Below are 25,367 nucleotides of genomic sequence, written 5' to 3' on the forward strand. Positions count from 1 at the left end.
CTGTCAGCGCCCGGGCGCACCCCCGTCGAGCGCGCGCAGCGAAACGTTGCGCTCGGCCGCGCCGGCCCGCCGGCCGCCCTGCCGCGAGGCCGGGGCCTCGGCCGCCGGGTTCGTCGACGGCGCGGCTGGCTGTTCGCCGCCGTTCTCGCGCAGCGCCTCGGCGAGCTCCGCCGGGCCGGTGACGGCCATCGCGAGCGCACGGCCGAGGTCGTCGCGGTCGAGCGGTTCCTCGGCGGTGCGCCGCAGCCGGTCGGACAGGTCGATGACCTTGTCCGCCGACCCCAGCGTCGTCCGTGCGGACGTGAGGTGCCCACGCTGCAACGGGCGACCGGCGATCATCAGCGCCAGCGCCTCCGCGGTGTCGCTCCAGTCCGACGCCGGCGCCTGCTCGCCGATCAGTCCGGCGACGCCGGTCATGACCCGGTCCGAGGCCGCCACGAGGCGCTCGGCGGTCTCGCCGTCGCTGTCCAGAGCGGCCAGCCGTAGCGCTACCGCGGTGACCAGGGCACCGTCGGCCGGGCTACGACGTGGCTGGGAGAGCAGCCGCACCGCTCGAGCAACATACGGCCTGGTCGACAGCCGATCATCCATCACGCGTGACACCTCGTGTTCATTTCGTGCCTCCGGGCATGTCGGTCGTGCTGGTCATGCGGCGTCGTCCGGGTCAACCCGCGTCGTCCGGACGGCGCTGCATGTGCGGGTACTCGTGCGTGAGCGGCGGCACGAAGGTTTCCTTCACGGCGCGAGTACTCGTCCACCGTAGAAGATTCTGCACCGAACCCGCCTTGTCGTTCGTCCCACTGGCCCGACTTCCACCGAATGGCTGCTGCCCGACGACCGAACCGGTGGGTTTGTCGTTGACGTAGAAGTTGCCGGCGGCGAAGCGCAGCGCCTCGGTGGTACGCGCGATGGCGGCCCGGTCCTGAGCGATGACCGCACCGGTCAGCGCGTAGTCGGAGACGCCCTCGAGCTGGGTCGTCACCGCGTCGTAGTCGGCGTCATCGTACACGTGGACCGCGAGGATCGGCCCGAAGTACTCGGTGACGAAGACGTCGTCCTCCGGATCGGTGCACTCCATGACCGTGGGCCGGACGAACCAGCCCTCGGAGTCGTCGACGGTGCCGCCCGCGACGATGTCGACGGCGGGGTCGGCCTTGGCCCGCTCGATGGCGGCGGCGTGCTTCGCGAACGCGCGGTCGTCGATGACCGCGCCGAGGAAGTTCGACATCTCGGTGGTCGGCCCCATCGGCAGCGACTCGGTCAGCGACAGGAAGTCGTCACGCATCCGGCTCCAGACACTGCGCGGCACGTACGCGCGCGACGCGGCCGAGCACTTCTGGCCCTGGTACTCGAACGCGCCGCGTACCAACGCCGTGCGCAGCACGCCCGGGTCGGCGCTGGGGTGCGCCAGCACGAAGTCCTTGCCGCCGGTCTCGCCGACGATGCGCGGATAGCCGCGGTAGTTCGTGATGTTCTCGCCGATGCCGCGCCACAGCGACTGGAACGTCGGCGCCGAGCCGGTGAAGTGCAGTCCGGCGAGATCCGGCTGCGCCAGGACCACCTCGGAGACGGCGAGGCCGTCGCCGGGCAGCATGTTGATGACGCCGGGCGGCAGCCCGGCCGCCTCGAGCAGGCGCATCGTGAAATGCGCCGCGAGCTGCTGCGTCGGGCTGGGCTTCCACACCACGGTGTTGCCCATGAGCGCCGGCGCCGTAGGCAGGTTGCCCGCGATGGCGGTGAAGTTGAACGGGGTGATGGCGTACACGAAGCCGTCCAGCGGACGGTGATCGAGACGGTTCCAGATGCCCTTCGAATGCGCGACCGGCTGCTCGGCGAGCAGCTCGCGGCCGAAGGCGACGTTGAACCGCCAGAAGTCGATCAGCTCGCAGACCGCGTCGATCTCGGCCTGCACCACGGACTTCGACTGCCCGAGCATGGTGGCCGCGTTGATGGTCTGCCGCCACGGACCGGACAGCAGCTCCGCGGCCTTGAGGAAGACCGCCGCCCGGTCGTCGAAGGACAGCGCGCGCCACTGCGGCGCGGCCTGCCGGGCGGCCTGCACGGCGGCCATGGCGTCGTCGGCTCCCGCGTTACCGAACGTGCCGAGGACGTGGTGACGCGCGTGCGGCTGCACCACGTCGGTCTCGGCTCCGCTGCCTAGCTTCTGATCACCACCGATGGTGCAGGTCAGCTCGTGACGAGTGGAGCCGAGATCGGTCAGCGCGCGCTCCAGCTCGGCGCGCTCGGGCGACCCGGGTACGTACGACAGATTCGGTTCGTTCACCGGCGGTGGAACGTTGGTCACGGCATCGAAGGCACTAGGGAAGACACCAGGCGTGGGTGGCATGGTACGACAGCTCCGATCGTCGTCGTCGAGTATCGGTCAGCGGCGTGAAGCACCTCGGTACCTCACGGCCCAGTATCCACCGTCCCGGCCGGTTCGTGTCCGCCAGGGAGCGGTGTACGCCGCAACCGGGACAGCGTGTCGGCCGACGTGCGTATCGAGGTCTCGAGGACCTCGAGCCGCCGGCCGGCGTCCATCACGTTGGCGCCGATGACCTCGAGATCCTCCGGACCGGGACCGAGCACGACGACGTGTGTCCCCTCGGCGCGGAGCTTGCGCGCCTCGTGCACGCACCGCCGCGTGCACCGCGCCCGCCAACGGCGCTCCAGCCGGGACAGCAGCGCGCTCGGATGGTCGAGTTCGAACGACACCATCGGCGCGACCACGTACACCTCGTCCAGGCCCAGGCCCGTGAGCAGGTCGGCCGACGTCACCGAGCAGGCGCCGCCGTCGACGTAGCGGTGCCCGCCGATGGTGACCGGCGCGAACCAGCCGGGGATGGCGCACGAGGCCATGACCGCGTCCGCCAGTGACGCCGGCGCCGCGTCGGAGCGTCCGAACGCGACCCGCCGCCCGGTCTCGTAGTCCAACGCGACCGTCCACACGCCGGGGTGCGGACACGATCGCCCGTCCGGCACGACGGCGTCCACCAGCTCGCCGATCCCGCTCAGCGAGCCCCGGCCCTCGGGAACCAGCGCGGACAGCACCGCCAGCGGCGGCATCCGCCGCAGCCGGCGCGCGTTGCGCGTGACCATCCGCGGCGAGCCCACGCCCCACCGCGGGCGCAGTGGGTGCGAGCCTCCGGTCGCGGTGTCGTAGTCCCACGGGTGGTCCGCGAGCGGGCCGGTGACGACACGCCCGAGCTGGTGGTCGCGCAGCTGCCCGGCGTCGACACCGGCGCCCAGCAGAGCGGCGATGACGGAACCGGCGGAGGTGCCGACGATGTGGTCGAACGTCCGCACGTCGACGCCGGTCGCGTCCTCGATCGCCTGCAGAGCGCCGACCATCCACGCCGCGCCCAGCACTCCCCCGCCGCCCAGCACCAGTCCCCGTCGAGGATCGGTGTGACGCATCGGCTCCATGCGCCAATTCTGCTGTAACAGCGGGCTGCGCGCACGCGTCGCACGGCCAGGCGGGTCCGGACGAACCGGACCGAGCCACACGCCTGCCCGGTTGCCCCGCCGACCGGGGCAACCGGGCGGGGCGAGCACGCTGTTGACGTGCCTTGATGCTCCGGCTTCGATCGTTCTCACCAGCACGGAGCACGGACGAGGAAGGTACCGATGGCCGACAGCACGTCCCCGCGCCGCCCGGGTGGTATTGGCACGACGCCGGCGGTCGTCCGGCGGCTACCGCTGCCCGCGACCCAGCCGCCGTACGACGACGAGCCCGCCGGCGCGGCACGGCAACCGGACGGCACGGGCACGACGGCAGGCACCGGCGATCCGCCGCGGCGCTCATCCACCCGCGCCGCGCCGCCGGCGACCGACGGGGCACTGGCCCTGTCGCCGGCCGTCAGCAGAGGCACCGGCGAGTTGCCGGACCCGCGCCGCTGGGTCGCGAAGCTCACACAGGCGGCGCTCGAAGGCATCCACGGCCATCGTTCGCTGCAGCAGCTCGTCCGCTGGACCGACGAACCGGTGCACCAGGCCCTGACCCGCCGGGCCCAGGCGGTACGGGTGCGCTCGGTCGTGCGCCCCCGGATCCGCGCCGTACGGCTGTGCCGCGTCGAGGCGGCGATCGCCGAGTCGGCGGCCGTCGTCCAGCTCGGGACCCGGACGCTGGCGGTCGCCGTCCGGCTCGAAGCCGTGCACGGCCGGTGGCTGTGCACGGCGTTCGAGCCGGTCGAGACCGGGCCGGCACGGCTCAGCCGCTGAACCAGGCCCGCTCGAACGCGGTGGCGTAGCCGGCCTGTCCGGCGCGGTTCGGGTGGAACGAGTCACTGACGAAGCCCGCCAGGACGTCCCACCGGGCCTCGGCCGACTCCGGCTGCGGCGCCGGCGACCGCCGATCGAGCCCGGGCGCCTGCGCGCCGTACGGCCACGACAGCTTCAGCCCGTAGAGCCAGTCACCGGACTCGTTGTCGCACGCCTCGTGGCCGTCGAAGACCTGCTCCAGCTCGGTCGCGGCCGAACCGACCCCGGCCTCGGCAGCGGCCGCGTCGACCGCGTCGTTCAGCTCCACACCGAGCCGGCGGATCATCCGGCGCTCGGGCGCCGACAACAGCCCCGTCAACGCCGAGCAGTCGCTGCGCACCGACGGGTCCGGAACCAGCATCGGATATCCGCCGACGATGACCTCGTCGCCCGGTGCCGCCGCCTGGACGTCGTCGTACAGCTCGACCAGCGGGTCGTGCAACGCGTCGATGCGCCCGGCGATCACCGGCTCGCGGTCGAGGCACGAGACGAACGGCGTCAGGCAGTTGACCAGCTCGTCGGCGAAGCCGATGTCGTTGCCGCCGACCGTGACGGTCACCAGCCGGTCACCGGCGTCGCCGGCCATCGCGGCGAGGCGGTCGACCTGCCGGCGCACCTGCGGGATCTCCGCGCCGGAGCACGCGAGCAGCGTGCGCTCGGTGACGGCGTCACCGAACACCTGCATCGCCCACGCCCGCGGCGTGCGGTCGCAGTCGTCCTCGTAGCCGCCCGCGCCGAGGCCGGAGGAGTACGAGTCGCCCAGCGCCACGACCGCTCCGGGCAGGCCCGGCGGGGACTGGACCGTCGCCGCCGGTGCACCGGAACGGACCGACGCCGTGGCCGGTGCGGCGAGCAGGGCCGCGGCCGTGACGGCCGCGCAGGAAGACACGAGGGCCGCCACGGCGAGCGTGGCGGCCCTGGTGCGGAGCGTATGGAGGGACTGTCGACGTCGGGGGCGACTGCGTGGGCTGGACCTGTGAACCATGGGCGCTGCGCGGCTGGTGCCGCTTCCTCCGTCCACCGTCGGCGGCTTTCGCGGGCCCCACACCGTGGGAAAGACCCGCGGTCACGACTGTGACGATAGTGACGGGAAACGACCCATGGGTCAAGATCGCTCAGGAGTCGGCGGAGCCCGACGGCTGCGCCACCGCGCTGTCCGTGCCCTGCTCGCCGCGGTTCTTCGGGTCACCGTGGCAGCGCTTGAACTTCTTGCCCGAGCCACACGGGCACAGCGCGTTGCGCGACACGTTGCTGAAGTCGATCTCGTCGCCCGACGACGCGGCGTGCGAACCGCGGGCACCGTCGGCGCCGGAGGCGACCGTCGGCCGGGCGCCCTGCTGCTCCACCCGGCGCTGCACTCCGGCGTCGCCGTCCACCGTGGGGGCGCTGTACTGCAGCTGCCGCGGCCTCTCCGTGCCGACCAGGCCCTTGGCATCCAGCAACGGCGCTCCCGGCGCCTGCTCGTCGGCCGCGGTTTCGTCGTCCTTGGACTTGACCTGGACCTCGAGGTTGAACAGCAGCCCGACGGACTCCTCCTTGATGGCGTCCATCATCGCCACGAACAGGTCGAACCCCTCGCGCTGGTACTCGACCAGCGGCTGCTTCTGCGCGAACGCGCGCAGACCGATGCCCTCACGCAGGTAGTCCATCTCGTACAGGTGCTCGCGCCACTTCCGGTCGAGCACCGTGAGCAGCACCCGGCGTTCGAGCTCACGCATGACGTCGGAGCCGAGCTCCTCCTCGCGGCGCCGGTAGGCCTCGCGAGCGTCGGCGACCAGGTGATCGACGAGCACGTGGCTGTGCAACTTGTCGCGCCCGCCCTCGCGCTGCTCGAGCTCCTCGACCGTCACGCCGACGGGGTACAGCGTGCCCAGCGCGGTCCACAACTGGTCGAGATCCCACGTCTCGGGGAAGCCGTCCGCGGTCGCGCCCTGCACGTACCCCGTCACGGCGTCGTCGAGCATGCCGGTGATCTGCTCGTGCAGGTCCTCGCCCTCGAGAACGCGGCGACGCTCCTCGTAGATCACCTGGCGCTGACGGTTCAGGACGTCGTCGTACTTGAGCACGTCCTTACGCATCTCGAAGTTCTGCGACTCGCGCTGCGTCTGCGCACTCTTGACCGCGTTGCTCACCCGCTTGTGCGCGATCGGGACGTCATCGGGCTGATTGAACGTCCGCATGATCATCTCGACCCACTCGCTCTTGAACAACCGCATCAGGTCGTCCTGCAGCGAGAGGTAGAACCGCGACTCGCCCGGGTCGCCCTGCCGGCCCGAGCGGCCTCGCAGCTGGTTGTCGATGCGCCGCGACTCGTGCCGCTCGGTGCCCAGCACGTACAGGCCACCGGCCTGGCGCACCTCCTCGCGCTCGGCGGCCACCTGGGCCTCGAGCTTCTCGAGCACCGGGCCCTCGGCCGCGTTGTACTCCTCGGGGTTCTCCACCGGGTCGAGGCCCCGCTGCTTGAGCTCGGCGTGCGCCATGAACTCGTGGTTGCCGCCGAGCATGATGTCGGTACCGCGCCCGGCCATGTTGGTGGCGACGGTCACCGCGCCGCGGCGACCGGCCTGCGCGATGATCGCGGCCTCCCGGTCGTGCTGCTTGGCGTTCAGCACCTCGTGCGGGACGCCGCGCTTGCGCAGCAGCTGCGACAGCCGCTCGGACTTCTCGACGCTGGTGGTGCCGACCAGGACCGGCTGGCCCTTCTCGTGCCGGCCGACGAGGTCGTCGGCCACCGCCTCGAACTTCGCGTCCTCGGTGCGGTAGATCTCGTCGTCCTGGTCGATGCGGGCCAGCGGACGGTTCGGCGGGATCTGCACGACACCGAGGCCGTAGATCTTGTCGAACTCCGCGGCCTCGGTCATGGCCGTACCGGTCATGCCGGAGAGCTTGGTGTAGAGCCGGAAGAAGTTCTGCAGGGTCACCGACGCGAGCGTCTGGTTCTCCTGCTTGATCTCGACACCCTCCTTGGCCTCGACCGCCTGGTGCATGCCCTCGTTGTAGCGGCGCCCGCCCAGGATGCGGCCGGTGTGCTCGTCGACGATGAGCACCTCGCCCTCCTTGACGACGTACTCCTTGTCGCGGCGGTACAGCTCCTTGGCCTTGATGGCGTTGTTCAGGAACTGGATCAGCGGAGTGTTGGCGCTCTCGTAGAGGTTGTCGATGCCCAGCCAGTCCTCGACCCGTTCGATGCCCGGCTCGAGCACGCCGACGGTGCGCTTCTTCTCGTCCACCTCGTAGTCGGTTTCCGGCCGCAGCCGCTCGGCGATCTTCGCGAACTCGCCGTACCAGCGCGTCGGCTGGTCGGCCGGGCCGGAGATGATCAGCGGTGTGCGGGCCTCGTCGATGAGGATGGAGTCGACCTCGTCGACGATGACGAAGTTGTGCCCGCGCTGGACCCGGTCGTCGGCGCGCTGGGCCATGTTGTCGCGCAGGTAGTCGAAGCCGAACTCGTTGTTGGTGCCGTAGGTGATGTCGGCCGCGTACGCCTCGCGGCGCTCCGGCGGCGCCAGCCCGTTGACGATGACCCCGACCTCGAGCCCCAGGAAGCGGTGCACCCGGCCCATCCACTCGGAGTCGCGGCGAGCCAGGTAGTCGTTGACCGTGACGATGTGCACGCCGTCGCCGGACAACGCGTTCAGGTACGCCGGCAACGTCGACACCAGCGTCTTGCCCTCACCGGTCTTCATCTCGGCGATGTTGCCGCGGTGCAGGGCAGCGCCACCCATGATCTGCACGTCGAAGTGGCGCTGGCCGAGCACCCGCTGCGCGGCCTCGCGGACCGTCGCGAACGCCTCCGGCAGCAGATCGTCGAGCGTCTCGCCCGCCTCGAGACGGGCGCGGAACTCGTCGGTCTGGGCCCGCAGCTCCGCGTCGGTCAGCTCGGAGACCTCGGCCTCGATGCTGTTGACCTGTTTCACGACCGCTTCGAGCCGTTTGAGGTTCTTGCCTTCACCGGCACGCAGGATCTTGTCGAGCAGAACAGGCACGCGGGGTCAACTCCTAGAATGCGGGCGGTCGCGCTCGGTGGGCCTCGTGTGGACGAAGCTCCGAGCACCCATGGTACGTCGGGTCACGAGATTCAAAACGACTCGACCACGGACCGCGTCCGACGGCAGGATACACACCGATGCAACCGTTCGAACTGCGCACCGACGGCGTCCTGCTCGCCGTCCCGACGCCGGCCGACATCGACCGGCTCACCCACATCTGCCAGGACCCGGAGGTGCTGCGGTGGACGTCCATCCCGACGCCGTACACCCGCCAGGAGGCCGAGACCTTCGTCGAGCAGGTGGTGCCGAAGGGATGGTCGGAGGAACGCGACCTCACCTGGGCCGTCCGCGACCCGGACGACCGCCGTGTGCTGGGCACCATCAGCCTTCGCCTGCCTGGGCACGGCCGCGGCGAGGTCGGGTTCATGCTCGCCGAGGACGCGCGCGGCCGCGGCCTCATGTCGCGGGCGCTGCGGCTGGTCGCGGAGTACGCGTTCGACGCCGAGGGCGCCGGGCTGACCCACCTCGGCTGGCAGGCGCGCGTCGGCAACTGGGCGTCGCGGCGCGTCGCCTGGGCCACCGGCTTCCGGATGGAGGGACGGATCCGCGGCGGGCTCGTCCAGCGCGGCGAGACCTGTGACGTGTGGGTCGCGACGCTCGCTGCCGGCGAACAGATGCGCCCGGTGGCTCCCTGGCTGGAGACGCCGACCCTGCACGGTGAGAGGGTCACGTTGCGCCGGTTCATCCAGTCCGACGCCGACGCCGTCGTCGAGGCGTGCAACGACCCGGTGAGCCAGCACTGGCTGGCCGGGCTCCCGTCGCCGTACACCCGCGACATCGCGCTGACCTACATCCACGACCGCGAGGAGGACGCCGCGGCAGCGCGCGGCGTGCACTGGGCCGCGGCGCTGCCCGAGGGCGGCCCGGCGGTCGGGTCGTTCTCACTGATGGCGTTCCAGGCGCGCGACGGCGGCGCCGAGCTCGGGTACTGGATGCATCCGGCCGCCCGGGGCAAGCAGCTGGCGACCGAGGCCGTCGGCCTGCTGGCCGCGCACGCCTTCATCCCCACCGAACGCGGCGGGCTCGGGCTGCGCCGGCTGGTCGTGGCGCACGCCAGCGGCAACGACGCGTCGCGCAAGGTCATCGAGCGGGCGGGGTTCCGCCAGTTCGGCGTCGAACGCGCCGGCGACCGCATCCGTGGCGGCACCGTCGTGGACCTGTGTTGGTACGACCTCCTGGCCGAGGACACCTGACCCGGGTGATGCGGCGCAGCTCGCCGGCGGCCGTGTGCCGAACCGTCAGCCGGTGAACGACTCGGGACCGAAGCGGCCCCACGCCACGAACGCCGCCAGGCCGAGATAGACCAGATCGACGACGATCGTCGCCCTCTCCCCACGGCGCAGACGCGTGATCACCGCGCCGGTGAACAACACCACCACCCCCGACGCGGCCATCGGCACCAGAACCGGCGCGATGTCGAGCACCGCGGGTAGGACCAGGCCCACCGCCCCCAGGAGCTCGATCGCCCCGATCGCCCTGAGAGCTCCGGGGCTGAAGTCTTCGACCCATCTCGACGCCTCGCCCAGCATGCCGGCCAGCTTCTCCTTGGGCACGAACATCTTGGAACTGCTGCCCAGCAGGACGACCGCCAGCAACCCGGCGACGCTCCACAGTGCGGTGTTCATGCGGCTACTCCTTCGTGGTGGGTGCGAAAAGGAGACGAGCCGCGGTGGCGCTTTGTGACACGGCCGCCACCGAAGCGGGCGGAGCGCCAGCGCTCGCCCAGGGGCGGATCGATCACGCACACGCGGACGGGAGACACACCTAGGCGGCACGCAGCGCCGGCTCGAGGGCCGGGGCCAAGTCCCCGCTGCCGGTGACGGCGACGCCGTCCAGCCCCATCCACGCGGCCATGGCAACCAGCTCGGCCGCGAGCTCGTCCGCCGTCTCGGGCGGAGCACCCGCCTCTGCCCAGGCGGCCTGGACCCGGAGCACGCCGGCGTGCCGGTCCGCCTTCAGGTCGACCCGTCCCACCAGCTGGTCGCCGAGCAGGAACGGCAGAACGTAGTAGCCGTGCACCCGCTTGCGCTTGGGGACGTAGATCTCGATGCGGTAGCGGAAGCCGAACAACGCCTCGGCGCGCGCACGCTCCCAGACCAGCGAGTCGAACGGGCTCAGCAGCGCCCGCGCCTGCACGCGCCGCGGCACCCGAGCGTAACGGTGCAGGTAGGCCGGGCGGTCCCAGCCCTCGACGGTGACCGGCGACAGCTCACCGGCGTCCACGAGCTCGTCGACCGCCTGGCGGGCAGGGGCCGGTCTCAGCCGGAAGTAGTCGCGCAGGCACTGCACCGTGCCGACGCCGTGCGCGCGGGCGGCGATCCGGATCAGCTCGCGATGCGCGTCCGCGCGATCCGGCGTGGGAGCGGCGACGACCTCCGGCGGGAGCACCCGGTCGGGGATGTCGTAGCGGCGGGCGAAGCCGCGGTCGCGTCCGGCGGAGGTGACCTCGCCGGCCCAGAACAGGTACTCCAGGGCCTGTTTGACCTGCGACCAGTTCCACCCCCAGTGCCCGGTGGGCCGCGGCGCGTCGTGCTCGATGCCGCCCGCGGTGACCGGACCGATTCGATGGACCTCGTCGAGGACCCACTTCACGAAGCCGGGCTGTTCGTCGGCGATGCCACGCATCCCGCCCCAGGCGTCGCTGGACACGTCGGCCATGCGCCAGCGCAGCAGCGGCTGGTGCCGCACCGGCAGCAGCGACGCCTCGTGCGCCCAGTACTCGAACAACTCCCGCGGCCGCCGCCCGGCCGCATCGTCCAGCAGCTCCCGCGGATACGCACCGACACGCGAGAACAGCGGCAGGTAGTGCGACCGGGACAGCACGTTCACCGAGTCGATCTGGAACAGGCCGACCCGGTCGAGCACCCGGCGCAGCGTCCGCCGGTCCGGGCGAGCCGGCCGGGTGTCGGTGAACCCCTGCGCGGCCAACGCCACCCGGCGAGCCGCGGACCGGGACAGACTCTGTCGACGAACCATGGCCGGAAGCTACCAGCGGGCTCCGACAGCGCCGGCGCGCGGCGGGCGGGTGCGTCCTCGTGCGTACTCGCGTCCTCAGACGTCGAGACGGATCACGCCGTAGTCGTAGCCGCGGCGACGGTAGACGACGCTGGGCATCTTGGATTCGGCGTCGACGAACATGTAGAAGTCGTGCCCGACCAGCTCCATCTCGTACAACGCCTGATCGAGCGACATCGGCGCGGTGCGGTGTGTCTTCTCACGGACCACCATCGGCCCGGTCTTCTCGACCTGGCGCACCTCGGCGACGTCTCCGGACGGCGCGCCCTGGTCGACGTCCACGCTCTCACCGGCGGGGGCGGCCTGAGCCGGAACCGGCGACGGCGGCGACGACGGACCGTTCAACTGTGCGGTCGCGGCGGCCACCGAGATGGGTGTGCGGTTGCCGTGATGGACCCGGCGCCGGTCGGCGGCCTTGCGCAACCGCGTCATCAACCTGTCGGCGGCGAGGTCCAGCGCCGCGTACCGGTCGGCGGCCGCGGCTTCGGCCCGGATGACCGGGCCCTTGGTGTGGACGGTCAACTCGACCCGGTCGGATCGGTCGGCCAGACGCGGGTTGGACTCGGCGGTGACCTCGACCTCGATGCGGATGACCTTGTGATCGAGCTTCTCCAGCTTCGCGAGCTTCTCGGATGCGTGCGATCGGAACCGATCGGGGACGGATGTGTGACGGCCCTTGACGACGATATCCACTCGGAACCTCCCGGTCTGGGTCAGATGGTCGAGGGACGACATCACCGCCCGACGGACCGGGGACTCGCACCCCGGCCTTCCCTGGTGTCTCGAGGGCGGGCGATGGGTGCCATGCACAAACGTTAGCCGTTCGTTGCCTTCAGTACACGTTGATCTCGCGCATTCGTCACCCGGCGAACGCCACGGCGGCGACGCCGCACGGCCGCACCCCGGTGGCCCGCACCGCCCGTGCGCTCTCGCGCACCGTCGCACCCGTGGTGACGATGTCGTCGACCAGGACGACACACCGCCCGTCCAGGCGCGCGCCGATCCGGCGACGCGGCGCGAGCGAACCCGCCAGGTTCTGCTCGCGGGCGTCCCGGCCCAGTCCGGCCTGGTCACGGACTCGCCGCCGGTGCCGTAACCCGGCAATGACACGGGCGTCCTCGCCGGCACGGCGCAGCACCCGTGCACCGTGGCGTGCCACGCGCCGCATCGGGTCCTGCCCGCGGCGGCGCGCCGCGGCGCCCGTCGACGGGACCGGCACCAGAGCCACCGGCCGGCCGTCACCGCCGTGCCCGCACCCGGACTCCGACGACACGAGCGCGGTGACCGCCACAGCCAGCGCCTCGCCCAGCGGCCCGGCCAGCGGCAGCCGTCCGTGCTCCTTGTGGGCGATGATCGTCGCGCGCACGTCGGCGTACGAAGCCGCCGCGGCCAGCGGCAGACCAGCCGTGTCCGGATGCCGGCGGACGTCGAGCGCCGGGCCGCGCAGCACGTCGCGGCAGTCCGCGCAGACCACGCCCGGCCGTGCGTCGCACCCCGCGCACGTGGTGCCGAGCGCCAGGTCCGCGGCGCTGCGGCTCAGTCGCGTCAGCACGGTGCTCGGCGTCATCGGATCATCATGACGCACGTCGCGGTGGCGGCGTCGCCGTCACGGCGCCATCACCAGGCGAGTACACGCGTCACCAGGGCTGTACGGGTGGTGACGCAGGGAATTCCATGCGGGACGTGATCATTCTCGGGTCAGCCGGGGAAGGCGGGGTCGTGGCCGGTGCCGATCTCCTCCCAGCGGTTGCCGCTGCGCTGTTCGAGCAGGACGCCCTCGCTGGTCTCGAGGACCAGCCGCTGTTCGGCCAGCGGGGCGGTGGCGATGCTCGTGGCGTTCTCGACCGTCAGTCCGCGCGGCGCCGTCACCTGCCCGGACATGCCCACCACGTACGGCAGTGGCTCCTGCCCGTCGGTGGCCAGCAGAACCACCACGCTGTCGGGAGCGTTCCAGCCCACGTCGGAGGCCACGCCGTCCGGGCCGAGCGGGCGCAGACGTTCGAGCCGGATCGCCGAACGCGCGTCGACGTCGCGGACCACGGTGGCGATCTGAGCCCGGCCGTCGACGATCAGCGCGATGCGGGTGCCGTCCAGCGACACCGCCAGCCGGTCGACGTCGTGCCCCCTCAGTTCGGGCGCGATGAGCTCGACCCGTTCTCCGTCGGAACGCCGGACGACCACCCCGTGCCCCTGCACGCCGTGGTCGACGGCCCACACCAGGCCCGCCCGATCCCACGCCGGGGAGGTCAGATCGCCACCCCCGGCGAACGTCTCGATCTGCTCGTCCGCGCCGAACGAGCAGATCAGCAACGCGTCGCCGGCCTCGTTCACCGCCACCGCGCGGTTGCCGCCGACGTTGACGGCGAGTTCGCGGGCGCCGCTCAGCTCACCCAGCGGACCGGGCACCGGCTCCGGTTCCGACCCGCTCAGCTGCTTGATGCCGTCGGCGTCGGCGTAGTACAGCGGCGTGTCGCGCGGCAGCAGCGGTGGCGCGTAGGCGCTCATGTTGCTGTCGCTCGGAGTCACGACCGCGCCTCCCTGCGCGAGCGGGATCTGCCCGGACGTCACCTCCACCCGTTCCACCTCGGGCAGCTCCGTGAGCGTCCAGACCAGCTGCGCCGTCATGAGCTCGCGCTCCTCCGGCGTGGCCAGGCCCGCGTCGTCGCTGAGCTCCACGGTCGCCGTCCCGTCGGTGACCGGCACGGCGTTCACCCCGAGCTCGGTGCTTTCGGGGAACGACGTGCGCACGGCCCGGCCCAGCCCTTCGGACGGCCCGGCCAGCACCCGCTGCGCCAGCAGCGTGGCGGCGTTCTCGTTCTGCGGGAGGTACACCGGGTCGGGCACCAGGACCTCGAGCGTGGGATCGAAGAAGTACACGTTGTGCGGCTTGTACTCGCGGCTGAAGCTGAACTCGGAGATGACGAGGCCGTTCGGCGGGTTGCTGATGCGCCACTCGCCGTTCTCCTGCTCCAGGCGCAGCGACAGCTCGTCGGTCGTGCCGGGCTCCGCGGCCTCGTAGGTGCCGTCGGCGCTCACCCGCGCCGAGACGGCCATGGTCACGCGGACCACCCCGGTCCGCACCTCCTCGATGTCCGGGCGGGCGCCCTGGTACACGGTCATGCCGGCCGAGGTGTCCCACGACAGCACCGCGTCCTCGGTCAGGTACATCCGCGCCGTCTCGAACCCCGGCGCATACGATCCCATCGCCTCGATGAACCCGTCGACGACCTCCGACGGCTCGGCGCCGGACTGCGGCGGTGGCGCGCGCACCTCGATGAACGGCGGCTGCTGCCCGGCGGGCTCCACCGGGTTCCCGCCGATGACCGGCCCCGACGTCGGGATCTGGGTGCAGCCGGTCAGCACGGCCAGGACCGTCAGGAAGGCCAGCAGTGCGCGACGGTGACGCTCAGCCACGCCGGCTCACCTCCGCCGGATCGTCGCCGTCCGTTCCCTGCGTGCCCCCGGAGTCGCCGGCGTCGCCCGAGTCGCCGGAGTCGCCGGAACGCCGTGTGTCACCGTCCGACGAGGAGATCCGGCGGTACGGGTTGCCCACGCCACTGACCCGGATCGGTTCGTCGCCGGCGTCGTCGGGCACCAGAGCCATGGGCGACGACCGTAGCTCGTCCCCCGCGCTACGCGGCAACGTGAGCCGGAACTGCGAGCCCTGTCCGGGATCGCCCCACGCCTGCAGCCAGCCGCCGTGCAGCCGGGCGTCCTCGAGCGAGATCGACAGTCCCAACCCGGTCCCGCCGGTGGTGCGGGCCCGCGCCGGGTCGGCGCGCCAGAACCGGTGGAACACCAGCGACGACTCCCCCGGCTTCAGCCCGACGCCGTGGTCGCGGACGGCCACCGCCACCGCGTGCTCGTCCACGGCGACCTTCACCCGGACCGGCCGCCCCTCACCGTGCTCGATGGCGTTGACGACGAGGTTGCGCACGACCCGCTCGATGCGGCGGGTGTCGATCTCGGCGACGCACGGCTCCACCGGGACGTCGACGCCGAGCTCACTGCCCTTGTCGGTGGCGAGCGGAGCCGCGGAGTCGACGACCTTGTGCACGATGTCGCGCAGGTCGTGCCGTTCGGCGTTGAGCACCGCCGCGCCGGCGTCGAACCGGCTGATCTCGAGCAGGTCGCCGAGCAGCGACTCGAACCGGTCGAGCTGCGCCTGCAGCAGCTCGACCGAGCGCTGCACCACCGGGTCGAAGTCCTCCTTCGACTCGTAGAGCACGTCGGCGGCCATCCGCACGGTGGTCAGCGGCGTCCGCAGCTCGTGCGACACGTCGGAGACGAACTGCTGCTGCATCCGGGACAGCTCCTCGAGCTGGCCGATCTGGTGCTGCAGGCTCGCGGCCATCTGGTTGAAGCTCAACGCCAGCCGCGCCATGTCGTCCCGGCCGCGCACGACCATCCGCTCGGACAGCCGGCCGGCCGAGAACCGCTCCGCGATGCGCGCCGCGAGCCGCACCGGCGTGACCACCTGCCGCGCCACCAGCCACGCCAGCGCGCACAACAGCAGCACCAGCAGCACGCCCGCGGTCGCCAGCGCGGTGAGGACCACGTCGATGGTCTGCTGCTGCTCGGTCAGCGGGAACAGGTAGTAGAGCTCGTACGCGACGCCGCTCGGGTCGGTCACCTGACCACCGACGACCAGACCGGGCACGTCCGGGGCGGCGGGATACTCGAGGGAGCTGTAGGTGCGAAAGACCCGCGCCTCGGACCTGACCCGCTCGCGCAGCTCGGCGGGCACGCTGTCGTACACCGGGCCGGACGAGTACGACGCGTTTCGCTCGGTGCCGAGCAGCACGACCTCGTACAGCGGGTCCGTGCCGCTGGTGGTGCCCCGGGCCGCGGCGTCCTCGGCGATCTGGCGCAGCACCTGGCTCAGCGCGCCCGGTTCCTGCTCGACCGCGGCGTCGAGCTGCTCCTGTGCGGTGTCGATGCCCGCTGCGGCGTCGGCGACCGCGGCCTCGGCCTGCGCCTGGAGCAGGCCGTCGGTGATCTGCCTGGACAGAGTGACCCCGAGCAGCGAGACGACCACCACGGACAACGTCAGCGTGGCGGTGATGACCCGCAGCTGAATCGACCGCCGCCAGGCGCTGCGCGCCAGCCGCCACGGCTGGGTCAGCCACTGCGCCAGCCGGGGGATCAGGCGTGCGACCACGTCGGCGCCGCCGGACGCCGAAGCCTCACCGACGCTGTCGGGACGTCCCCGGCCCTGCACCGAACTCACCCAGGACCGGCCTTGTACCCCACACCGCGGACGGTCACGACGATCTCGGGCCGTTCAGGATCGTGCTCGATCTTCGAACGCAGCCGCTGGACGTGGACGTTCACCAGCCTGGTGTCGGTGGCGTGCCGGTACCCCCACACCTTCTCGAGCAGCTCCTCGCGGGTGAACACCTGCCACGGCCTGCGGGCCAGGCACGCCAGCAGGTCGAACTCGAGCGGCGTCAGGGAGATCGGCACACCGTTGCGCTTGACCGAGTGCCCGGCGACGTCGATCTCGACGTCGCCGACCTGCAACGTCTCCGGCTTCGGGTCGTCGGTGCGACGCAGCCGCGCACGGACCCGCGCCACCAGCTCCTTCGGCTTGAACGGCTTGACGACGTAGTCGTCGGCGCCGGACTCGAGGCCGACCACCACGTCGACGGTGTCGCTCTTCGCCGTGAGCATGACGATGGGCACGCCGGACTCGGACCGGATCTCCTTGCAGACGTCGATGCCGTCGCGGCCGGGAAGCATCAGGTCGAGCAGCACCAGGTCGGGCTTGAACTCCCGGAACATCGGGAGCGCCTCGTCGCCGCGGGTGATGATCGTATGCTCGTAACCTTCCCCGCGCAGCACTATTCCGAGCATCTCGGCCAACGCGGTGTCGTCGTCGACGATGAGCACACGTCCTCGCATGTCCATATCGTGGCACTCGAGGGCCGCCACGTCGAAAACCGAGGCCGTCAGCCGGGTCGGTGTCGTGCTCGTCGACGCACCTCGGACGGGCAGCGACGGGGCGTCGGCGGGACGTGGCACGATGTTCTGGCCGATACCACGTCGGCATGTCGACTCCGGGCCCGACCGGTCGTGGCGCCCTCCGAACGGTCGCGCCGGCCACGCACGAGAAGGAGAGCACCGATGTCCGGGACAGCAGGGACGCCTCCGCCCGACGAGCGGCCCGACGGCGAACCTGCCGAGCCTGCTCCGCAGCCGCCGTACCCCGGTTGGTCGACCGAACAGCCGTCGCCGCGCGGGTGGGGTGCGGGCGCGGATCCCTCCGGTTCCGGCGGCTGGCAGCATCCCGGCGGCTCGCACCCGTCCGGCCTGCCCGGGGCCGGTGCTCCGCAGGGCGGCGCGGCGCCCGGCGGCAACGGGTGGACCGGCGGGCCGGAACCGACCTGGCGGCTCCCGGACGCCAAGCCCGGGGTGGTCCCGCTGCGTCCGCTCGGTGTGGGCGAGATCCTCGACGGTGCCGTCACCACCATCCGCCGCAACCTCGGCGCCATGCTGGGACTGTCCGCCGCGGTCGCCGTCGCCACCCAGCTGTTGTCCACGGCCACCATCGTCTGGATGTTCGGCGACCAGGTCACCGAGCCGAACTTCGGCCTCACCGACGACGTGCAAGAGCTCGAGGACGTCGCCGACGCCGTGCCCGCGGCGCTGCTCGGCTCGTTCGTCACCCTCATCGCGACCGTGTTCCTCACCGGCGTCCTCACCGTCGTGGTCGGGCAGGCGGTGCTGGGCCGGCACATCACCGTCGGGCAGGCGTGGCGCCGCTCCCGCGGCCGGCTGCTCCGGCTGCTCGGCCTGACGCTGCTCTACACGCTGGTCTGGCTGTCCCCGCTGCTGGCCGTCCTCGTGCTCGCCGTAGCGCTCGCCGCGGGCGGCAGCGGCGCCGGTGCGGCAGCGCTGGTCGTCGTGCTGATGCTGGTGGCCGCGCTGGCGGGTGTCTGGCTGTACGTGCGCTTCGCGCTGTCGCTGCCGGCGCTGATGCTCGAGTCCGTGACCGGGGCGGGCGGCGAACGGCCCATCGGCGTCGTGCGGTCGTTGCGCCGGTCGGCGGCGCTGGTCCGCAAGTCCTGGTGGCGCACGTTCGCCATCCTGTTGCTCATCGCGTTCATCGTCTGGCTCATCGGCCAGGTGGTCGCCGTCCCGCTGGGCGTGCCCGGCCTGTTCGGCGGCGACACGGCAGGCGACAACGTGCTGACGTGGTTCATCCTGAACTCGCTGGCCGGCATGATCGCCGCGACCATCACCGCGCCGTTCTCGGCGGCCGCGACGGCGCTGCTCTACGTCGACCGCCGCATCCGGCGCGAGGCGCTCGACATCGATCTGGCCCGGGCGGCCGGGGTCGAGCTGCCGTCCCGGCCCGGGCCCGGACCCGGACCCGGACCCGACACCCGGCCGGGCGGGCCGTGAGCATGTCCGCTCCGGATCGGGTGCTCGCCGTGTTCGTCCGGGCTGCGGGCGACGCACCGGCGGTGCCCGGACGGGAGGCCGCGCGCGAACTCGCCGAGCGCGAGCTGTCCAAACCGTCCTACGACCGCGACACCTCGCTGACCACGCGGATCATCCGCTGGATCGTCGAGCGCATCGAGCGGCTGCTCGACGCCGCAGCGGGCACGTTGTCCAGCGGCGTCGGCATCGCCGCGCTGGTCGCCCTGGTCGGTGCCCTCGCGGTGGTGGTCGTGCTGTGGACCGGGCCCATGGCGCGCTCGGCCTCCCGCAGCGCGGGACCGGTGCTCGAGCCCGGCGCACGTACCGCGGCCGAGTACCGTGCCGCCGCCGACGACGCGGCCGCGCGCGCGGACTGGGACACCGCCGTGGTCGAACGGTTCCGCGCCACCGTCGCCACGCTCGAGGAACGCGGGGTTCTCACCCCCGAGAGCGGCCGTACGGCCGACGAGGTCGCCCGCGACGCCGCGGCCGTGCTCGCCGGGGTCTCCGCGCAACTGCGTGCCGGTGCCACCGTCTTCGACTCCGTCCGGTACGGCGGCACGGCGGCCCGCCGCGACGATGACGACGCGCTGCGCAGGCTCGACTCCGCCGTGCTCGCCGCCCGCCCGCAGCAGGCCGACGACGCCGGCGGTCCCGTCCTCTCGGCGCCGCGATGAGCAGCGCGCGCACGAGCGATCAGGCGCCGGAGACACCGGCCGCGCGCTGGCGGCGCTGGAGGGGTCCCGCCGCGGTCGGCGCGGTCCTGGTGCTCGCCGCGGTGGTGCTCGGCATCGTGCAGAGCTCGGCCAACCGCGGCACGCTCGACCCGGAGGGCATCGACGCCGACGGCGCGCGGGCCCTGGCTCGCCTGCTCGGCGACCAGGGGGTGAACATCACCTCGGTGCGCACCACCGACGCGGCGACCGACGCCGCCGGGCCGGGCGACACCGTCCTGGTCACGGTCCCCGACCTGCTCACCCCCGGTCAGGTGGACCAGGTGGTCGACACCGGGGCACGGCTGGTCCTGGTCGCCCCGCAAGCCCGGACGGACGACTTCGTGCCGGGTCTGGACGCCGTGGGCGCCGGTTCGCCGCGGGTGGTCGAGCCCGGCTGTGAGCTGCCGGCGGCACAACGGGCCGGATCCGCCCGGCTGGGCGGGCACGGTTACACCGGCACCGTCCGCCGGCCGGACGGCGCCCGCTGCTACGCCGTGGACGGCGAGGCGACCCTCGTGGTGTCGTCCACGGCCGGCGGCGCACCCGTGACCGTTCTCGGCAGTGGCGCCCCGCTGACCAACGAACACCTCGACCAGGACGGCAACGCCGCTCTCGCGCTCGGGCTGCTCGGCTCCACCGACAGGCTGGTCTGGTACCGGCCGGTGCCCGAAGCCGCCGCGGCCGGTGACGCCCCGTTCACCGACCAGCTTCCGGACTGGGTGCGCGCCGGGGCGTGGCAGCTGGCCGTGGCGGCCGTGCTGGCCGCGCTGTGGCGGGCGCGGCGCTTGGGCAGGCTGGTCACCGAGCCGTTGCCGGTGCTCGTCCGCGCGACCGAGGCAACCGAGGGGCGTGCCCGGCTCTACCGCCGCGGGCGGGCGCGCGAGCACGCCGCCGCCACGCTGCGGGCGAGCGCCGTACGCAGGCTCGACCCCACGACGCCCCCCGGTGGCACACCTCCGGGGGAACGGTCGCGGCACTCCGGCGCCCACCCACCGGTGCCGGACACGCTCGTCAGCACGCTCGCCCACCGCACCGGACGGCCGGTCGATCAGGTCGCCGCGCTGCTCGACGGCCCGCCGCCCACCGACGACGCCGGGCTGGTCCGCCTGGCCGACGATCTGGACGCCCTCGAAAAGGAGGCACGCACACCGTGACCGACGCCGCCCCCGCATCCGCTGAACGCGCGCGAGACGCGCTCACCGATGTCCGACACGAGGTGGCCAAGGCCGTCGTCGGTCAGGACGCCGCCGTCACCGGACTCTTGGTCGCCCTGCTGTGCCGCGGGCACGTGCTGCTCGAGGGCGTGCCCGGTGTCGCCAAGACGCTGCTGGTCCGCACGCTGGCGAGCGCGCTCGACGTCGACACCAAGCGGGTGCAGTTCACCCCCGACCTGATGCCGGGCGACATCACCGGATCGTTGGTGTACGACGCGCGGACCGCCGAGTTCTCGTTCGCGGAGGGCCCGGTGTTCACCAACCTGTTGCTGGCCGACGAGGTCAACCGCACGCCGCCGAAGACGCAGGCCGCGCTGCTCGAGGCCATGGAGGAGCGCCAGGTCTCGGTCGACGGCGAGCCGCGTGCGCTGCCCGAGCCGTTCGTCGTCGCCGCCACGCAGAACCCGGTCGAGTACGAGGGCACCTATCCGCTGCCCGAGGCGCAGCTCGACAGGTTCCTGCTCAAGCTCCAGGTCGACCTGCCCGGCCGCGACGACGAGGTGTCGGTGCTGCGCCGGCACGCCGACGGGTTCGACCCGCGCGACCTGGACGCCGCCGGCGTCCGGGTGGTGGCCGGGCCGGACGACCTGCTCGCGGCGCGCACGGCCGTCCAGGCGGTCCGGGTGGATCAGGACGTGCTCGGCTACGTCGTCGACCTCGCCCGGGCCACCCGCTCGTCCCCCTCGGTTCAGCTCGGGGTCTCGCCCCGCGGGGCGACCGCGCTGCTGCGCACGGCGCGTTCCTGGGCGTGGCTGTCGGGCCGCGACTTCGTCACCCCGGACGACGTGAAGGCGCTGGCGCGGCCGACCCTGCGGCACCGGCTGACGCTGCGTCCCGAGGCCGAGATGGAGGGCGTCACGTCCGACTCGGTGCTCGAGACGGTGCTGTCGACGGTGGCGGTGCCGCGCTGATGGTGCTCACCGGCCGCACGGCGCTGCTGGCCGTGCTCTGCGCCGTCGTCGTGGCCGTCGCCGCGCCGTCGGCCACCGGCGTCGCCGTCGCCACCGGCGTGGTCGTCGTGGCGGCCGTCGTCGACGCCGTCCTGGCCGGTTCGCCGCGGTCGCTGCGGGTCGAACGCGACGGCGAGCACGCGGTACGGCTGGGCGAGCCGGCGACCGTCCGGGTGCGCGTCCGCAACGACGGCGGCAGGCGGCTGCGCGGCACGATCCGCGACGCCTGGCCGCCGTCCGCGGGCGCCACGGACGAACGCTCCGGCCTGGACCTGCCTCCCGGCGCCGGGACGCAGGTCCGGACTACCCTCGTCCCCACCCGCCGGGGCGACCGGCACGCCGACCGGGTCACCGTCCGCAGCATCGGCCCGCTGCGGCTCGGCGGGCGGCAGAGCTGGCACGCCGCCCCGTGGACGGTGCGGGCGCTGCCGCCGTTCCGCGCACGCAGGCACCTGCCGGCGCTGCTGACGCGGCTGCACGAGATCGACGGCCGCTCGGCGATCCGGGTCCGTGGGGCCGGAACCGAGTTCGACTCGCTGCGCGAGTACGTCATCGGCGACGACACCCGCTCCATCGACTGGCGGGCCACCGCACGCCGCGGCGACGTCGTCGTGCGCACCTGGCGTCCCGAACGCGACCGGCACGTGCTGATCGTGCTGGACACCGGCCGCACCTCCGCGGGCCGGGTCGGCGATGCGCCGCGCCTCGACGCCGCCATGGACGCCGCGCTGCTGCTGGCGGCGATGGCCAACCACGCCGGCGACCGCGTGGACATGGTCGCCTACGACCGGCAGGTCCGCGCGTCGGTCACCCGCCCACCCGCGGGCGCCACGCTGCCGCGGATGGTCGACGCGCTGGCCACCGTCGAGCCGGAACTGGTCGAGACCGACCACCGTGGGCTGTCCGCCGAGATCATGCGCCGCGCCGGGCGGCACGCGTTCGTGGTCGTGCTGACCGGCCTCGACTCGGCCGCCGTCGAGCTCGGCCTCCTCCCGGTGATCGGCCGGCTGACGCACCGGCACACGCTGCTGGTGGCCTCCGTCGGCGACCCCCGCCTGGAGGCGATGGCCGCCGGACGTGGCGACGCCGCCGCCGTCTACGGCGCCGCGGCCGCCGAACACGACCGGCTCGCCCGGGCGCGCACGTCCTGGCAGCTGACCCGGCGCGGCGCACACGTGGTCGACGCCGCCCCGGACAGCCTGCCACCGGCGGTCGCCGACGCCTACCTGCAGCTCAAGGCCGCCGGGCGGCTCTAGCCAGCCGGCCAGTTCGCGGATCAGCGGAACGGTGCGCCAATGGTGTCGTCACAGCGACACCAAACTCACACCATGCCGCCGCAGCGGCACCGTCGAAGCCCCGCATGGCTGCCCGACATTTGCGCGGTTCATCCCGCGACGGGCAGCGCGTCGCCGCGCGCGTCCTCGTCGACGTCACCGACCTCGCCCGCGGCGACCGCACGCCGGCCGAACACCCACACGTAGGCCAGGAAGGCGACCTCGGCCGCCACGCCGATGCCGACGCGTCCCCACGTCGGCAGCCCGGACGGGGTCACGAACGCCTCGATGACGCCCGAGATCAGCAGCACGCCGACCAGCCCGACCGCGACGGCCACGGCGGAACGCCCGGCTTCGGCGAGCGCGTCGGCGCGCCCGCGCGGGCCCGGGTCGATCACCGTCCACCCCAGCCGCAGCCCCGCGCCGGCGGCGACGAACACCGCGGTCAGCTCGAGCAGGCCGTGCGGGGTGATCAGGCCGAAGAACACGTCGAGGCGGCCCGCCGAGGCCATCAGCCCAGCCGAGGCGACCAGGTTGACGGCGTTCATCCACAGCACGTAGATCACCGGGACACCCAGGAACACGCCCAGCAGCAGGCACGCCGCCGCGACCCAGGCGTTGTTCACCCAGACCCGCGCGGCGAACGAGCCGGCCGGGTGCTCGGAGTAGTAGTTCTCGAAGTCGTGCTCGACGAGCTGGCGGATCTGCTCCGGCGCGGCGACCGCCGACTGCACCTCCGGGTTCGCGGCGACCCACCACGCCATGGCGACCGAGACCGCGACGAACACCAGCGCCGTCGTCACCCACCAGTACCGGTTGCGGTACACGACCGCGGGGAAGCGCACGGTCAGGAACCGGGCGACGTCACGCCACCCCGGGTCGTGCGTGCCGGCCACCGCCGTGCGGGCGCGGGCCACCAGCCTCGACAGCCGGCCCAGCAGCACCGGGTCGGGCGCCGCGGCACGTACCGCGGACAGGTGGGTGGACACGGCGCGATACAGCGACACCAGCTCGTCGGCCTCGGGTCCGGTCAGCCGGCCGCGACGGCGTACCAGCTCGTCCAGCCGGTCCCACTCGCGCTGGTGAGCGGCCACGAAGGCGTCGATGTCCACGTGCCGCGCCTCCTCCGCCGGCCGGATCAGTGCTGTGTTGGTGCAGCGGTCCGAGACTATCCGTGCCGCGCCGCCCGGCCGTGTGCCGGTCCCGCGCGCGGTGCGGCAGACTTGCGGGGATGAGTGATCTGGTGACCGGCGAGGCCGTGCCGCTCGAGCTCCGGCGCGCCAAGCTCCCCTCGCGTGCGTTGTCGTTCACTCTGGACGCCCTGCTGCTCGCCGGACTCGCCGTCGGCCTCCTGCTGCTGCTCGGGCAGGTCACCCCGGACGTGGACCAGGCGCTCGCGTTCGCGCTGGTGATCGGCTCCGTCGTGTTCGTCCTCGTGATCGTCCCGACCACGCTGGAGACGCTCACCCGGGGCAAGTCGCTCGGCAAGCTCGCCCTCGGCCTGCGCGTGGTGCGCGACGACGGCGGCCCGATCCGCTTCCGGCACGCGCTGGTGCGGGCACTGGCCGGGGTGTTCGCGGACTTCGTCGTCACCGCCGGACTGGGCGCGGTGCTGTGCTCGCTGCTCAACCCGCGGGACAAGCGGATCGGCGACGTCCTCGCCGGCACGATCGTCATCCGCGAGCGGATTCCCACCGTCGACGCCACGCCGCCGGCCGTCCACCCTCGGCTGACCGAGTGGGCGGCGTCGTTGGAGCTGTCCCGGCTGCCCGACGGCCTGGCGATGTCCGCGCGGTCACTGCTGGCACGAGCGCCACAGCTGGCGCCGGACATCCGCGACCGGCTCGCCACCGACCTCGCCGCACAGGTGGCGCAGGTGGTCAGCCCACCGCCGCCGCCCGGCACGCCTGCCTCGGTCTACCTCGCGGCAGTGCTGGGCGAGCGACGGCGCCGCGATTCGCTGCGCTACGACGCGTCCGCCGGGTGGGCGGCGCCGCAGCCCGGCCGGTCCGCGGACGAGCACACGACGCCGCCCGTCCCGCCCGAGCCGGACGCCGGTGAGACACCGGACCGGGAACCGGACGAGGGCTCCCCGCCGAACCCGCCGCGCACCGGCGGCGGGTTCGTGCCACCGGGGTGACGGACGCCGCGAGGCGTCAGTAGCGGTAGTGGTCCGGCTTGTACGGGCCCTCGACCGGGACGCCGAGGTACTCGGCCTGCTCGGCCGTCATCTCGGTCAGCCGCACCCCCAGAGCGTCCAGGTGCAGCCGCGCGACCTTCTCGTCGAGGTGCTTCGGCAGTGTGTGCACACCCAGCGGGTACTGCCCGGACGCGCCGAACAGCTCGATCTGCGCCAGCACCTGGTTGGTGAACGAGTTGGACATCACGAACGACGGGTGCCCCGTCGCGTTGCCCAGGTTCAGCAGCCGGCCCTCGGACAACACGATGATCGAGTGCCCGTCCG

General features: G+C 72.8%; 22 protein-coding genes. 8 read left to right on the forward strand and 14 right to left on the reverse strand.

What is annotated here, in order from left to right; genetic code table 11:
* Positions 1-3: 3 nt before the first annotated feature.
* The 3 genes from CLV30_RS21615 to CLV30_RS21625 all read right to left on the reverse strand — a co-directional run bounded on the left by CLV30_RS21615 (position 4) and on the right by CLV30_RS21625 (position 3,426).
* The gene (locus CLV30_RS21615) at positions 4-591 is read right to left on the reverse strand and encodes a hypothetical protein (RefSeq protein ID WP_129711053.1); all 588 of its coding nucleotides are present in this window, start codon (positions 589-591) and stop codon (positions 4-6) included.
* Positions 592-664: 73 nt separating this feature from the next.
* Positions 665-2,347, reverse strand: a complete 1,683-nt coding sequence (gene pruA, locus CLV30_RS21620; RefSeq protein ID WP_106539315.1) for an L-glutamate gamma-semialdehyde dehydrogenase — start codon at positions 2,345-2,347, stop codon at positions 665-667.
* 62 nt (positions 2,348-2,409) lie between these two features.
* Positions 2,410-3,426: a patatin-like phospholipase family protein gene (locus CLV30_RS21625; RefSeq protein WP_106539316.1), complete on the reverse strand. Its 1,017-nt coding sequence runs from the start codon at positions 3,424-3,426 to the stop codon at positions 2,410-2,412.
* Between the two features lie 201 nt (positions 3,427-3,627).
* On the opposite strand from CLV30_RS21625, the gene CLV30_RS21630 reads away from it, so the two are divergent.
* Entirely contained in the window at positions 3,628-4,221 is a 594-nt protein-coding gene (locus tag CLV30_RS21630; RefSeq protein WP_106539317.1) for an Rv3235 family protein, read from the forward strand.
* Here the strand turns inward: CLV30_RS21630 and CLV30_RS21635 are convergent.
* Together CLV30_RS21635 and secA are read right to left on the reverse strand one after the other, a co-directional pair.
* Complete coding sequence (locus tag CLV30_RS21635) at positions 4,211-5,149, reverse strand: SGNH/GDSL hydrolase family protein (protein ID WP_165358681.1); 939 nt, start codon at positions 5,147-5,149, stop codon at positions 4,211-4,213. The genes CLV30_RS21630 and CLV30_RS21635 overlap by 11 nt on opposite strands.
* Before the next feature lie 226 nt (positions 5,150-5,375).
* Positions 5,376-8,246 carry a preprotein translocase subunit SecA gene (gene secA, locus CLV30_RS21640; RefSeq protein WP_106539319.1) on the reverse strand — a complete coding sequence of 957 codons (2,871 nt, stop codon included), beginning with the start codon at positions 8,244-8,246 and terminating at the stop codon, positions 5,376-5,378.
* 140 nt (positions 8,247-8,386) lie between these two features.
* Here secA and CLV30_RS21645 point away from each other — a divergent pair, with 140 nt between their 5' ends.
* Positions 8,387-9,502, forward strand: coding sequence for a GNAT family N-acetyltransferase (locus tag CLV30_RS21645; RefSeq protein ID WP_106539320.1), 1,116 nt, complete (start codon positions 8,387-8,389; stop codon positions 9,500-9,502).
* A gap of 45 nt (positions 9,503-9,547) precedes the next feature.
* On the opposite strand, the gene CLV30_RS21650 is transcribed toward CLV30_RS21645, so the two are convergent.
* From CLV30_RS21650 to mtrA, 7 genes are all read right to left on the reverse strand, one after another.
* A complete protein-coding gene (locus CLV30_RS21650; protein WP_106539321.1) occupies positions 9,548-9,934 on the reverse strand; it encodes a DoxX family protein in 387 nt (128 codons plus the stop codon).
* A gap of 139 nt (positions 9,935-10,073) precedes the next feature.
* A complete protein-coding gene (locus CLV30_RS21655) occupies positions 10,074-11,285 on the reverse strand; it encodes a winged helix-turn-helix domain-containing protein (RefSeq protein ID WP_106539322.1) in 1,212 nt (403 codons plus the stop codon).
* A gap of 75 nt (positions 11,286-11,360) precedes the next feature.
* Positions 11,361-12,017: a ribosome hibernation-promoting factor, HPF/YfiA family gene (hpf, locus tag CLV30_RS21660; RefSeq protein WP_106539323.1), complete on the reverse strand. Its 657-nt coding sequence runs from the start codon at positions 12,015-12,017 to the stop codon at positions 11,361-11,363.
* 166 nt (positions 12,018-12,183) lie between these two features.
* Positions 12,184-12,891 carry a ComF family protein gene (locus tag CLV30_RS21665; RefSeq protein ID WP_106539324.1) on the reverse strand — a complete coding sequence of 236 codons (708 nt, stop codon included), beginning with the start codon at positions 12,889-12,891 and terminating at the stop codon, positions 12,184-12,186.
* Positions 12,892-13,022: 131 nt separating this feature from the next.
* The gene (locus CLV30_RS21670; protein WP_106539325.1) at positions 13,023-14,738 is read right to left on the reverse strand and encodes an LpqB family beta-propeller domain-containing protein; all 1,716 of its coding nucleotides are present in this window, start codon (positions 14,736-14,738) and stop codon (positions 13,023-13,025) included.
* A complete protein-coding gene (gene mtrB, locus CLV30_RS21675; RefSeq protein WP_205740952.1) occupies positions 14,731-16,554 on the reverse strand; it encodes an MtrAB system histidine kinase MtrB in 1,824 nt (607 codons plus the stop codon). The genes CLV30_RS21670 and mtrB overlap by 8 nt, the downstream gene beginning before the upstream one ends.
* Positions 16,551-17,228 carry an MtrAB system response regulator MtrA gene (gene mtrA / locus CLV30_RS21680; protein WP_106539341.1) on the reverse strand — a complete coding sequence of 226 codons (678 nt, stop codon included), beginning with the start codon at positions 17,226-17,228 and terminating at the stop codon, positions 16,551-16,553. Before mtrA ends, mtrB begins: the two co-directional genes overlap by 4 nt.
* Before the next feature lie 222 nt (positions 17,229-17,450).
* Here mtrA and CLV30_RS21685 point away from each other — a divergent pair, with 222 nt between their 5' ends.
* From CLV30_RS21685 to CLV30_RS21705, 5 genes are read left to right on the forward strand one after another with little or no spacing between them, the layout of a single operon-like run.
* Positions 17,451-18,731, forward strand: coding sequence for a DUF7847 domain-containing protein (locus CLV30_RS21685; RefSeq protein WP_106539326.1), 1,281 nt, complete (start codon positions 17,451-17,453; stop codon positions 18,729-18,731).
* A gap of 2 nt (positions 18,732-18,733) precedes the next feature.
* Positions 18,734-19,426 (forward strand): DUF4129 domain-containing protein, encoded by a 693-nt coding sequence (locus tag CLV30_RS21690; protein WP_106539327.1) that lies wholly within the window; start codon positions 18,734-18,736, stop codon positions 19,424-19,426.
* Positions 19,423-20,619 carry a DUF4350 domain-containing protein gene (locus CLV30_RS21695; RefSeq protein WP_106539328.1) on the forward strand — a complete coding sequence of 399 codons (1,197 nt, stop codon included), beginning with the start codon at positions 19,423-19,425 and terminating at the stop codon, positions 20,617-20,619. The genes CLV30_RS21690 and CLV30_RS21695 overlap by 4 nt, the downstream gene beginning before the upstream one ends.
* The gene (locus CLV30_RS21700; protein WP_106539329.1) at positions 20,616-21,590 is read left to right on the forward strand and encodes an AAA family ATPase; all 975 of its coding nucleotides are present in this window, start codon (positions 20,616-20,618) and stop codon (positions 21,588-21,590) included. Before CLV30_RS21695 ends, CLV30_RS21700 begins: the two co-directional genes overlap by 4 nt.
* A complete protein-coding gene (locus tag CLV30_RS21705) occupies positions 21,590-22,885 on the forward strand; it encodes a DUF58 domain-containing protein (protein ID WP_106539330.1) in 1,296 nt (431 codons plus the stop codon). Before CLV30_RS21700 ends, CLV30_RS21705 begins: the two co-directional genes overlap by 1 nt.
* 128 nt (positions 22,886-23,013) lie before the next feature.
* Here CLV30_RS21705 and CLV30_RS21710 read toward each other — a convergent pair whose 3' ends face one another.
* Positions 23,014-24,015, reverse strand: coding sequence for a stage II sporulation protein M (locus CLV30_RS21710; RefSeq protein WP_106539331.1), 1,002 nt, complete (start codon positions 24,013-24,015; stop codon positions 23,014-23,016).
* Positions 24,016-24,134: 119 nt separating this feature from the next.
* On the opposite strand from CLV30_RS21710, the gene CLV30_RS21715 reads away from it, so the two are divergent.
* Positions 24,135-25,043, forward strand: coding sequence for an RDD family protein (locus CLV30_RS21715; protein WP_106539332.1), 909 nt, complete (start codon positions 24,135-24,137; stop codon positions 25,041-25,043).
* A gap of 16 nt (positions 25,044-25,059) precedes the next feature.
* Here the strand turns inward: CLV30_RS21715 and CLV30_RS21720 are convergent.
* Positions 25,060-25,367, reverse strand: a 308-nt coding sequence (locus CLV30_RS21720; protein WP_146154803.1) for an adenosylhomocysteinase, incomplete at its 5' end; no start/stop codon positions are given.

The organism is Haloactinopolyspora alba (assembly GCF_003014555.1).
Taxonomy (GTDB): Bacteria; Actinomycetota; Actinomycetes; order Jiangellales; family Jiangellaceae; genus Haloactinopolyspora; species Haloactinopolyspora alba.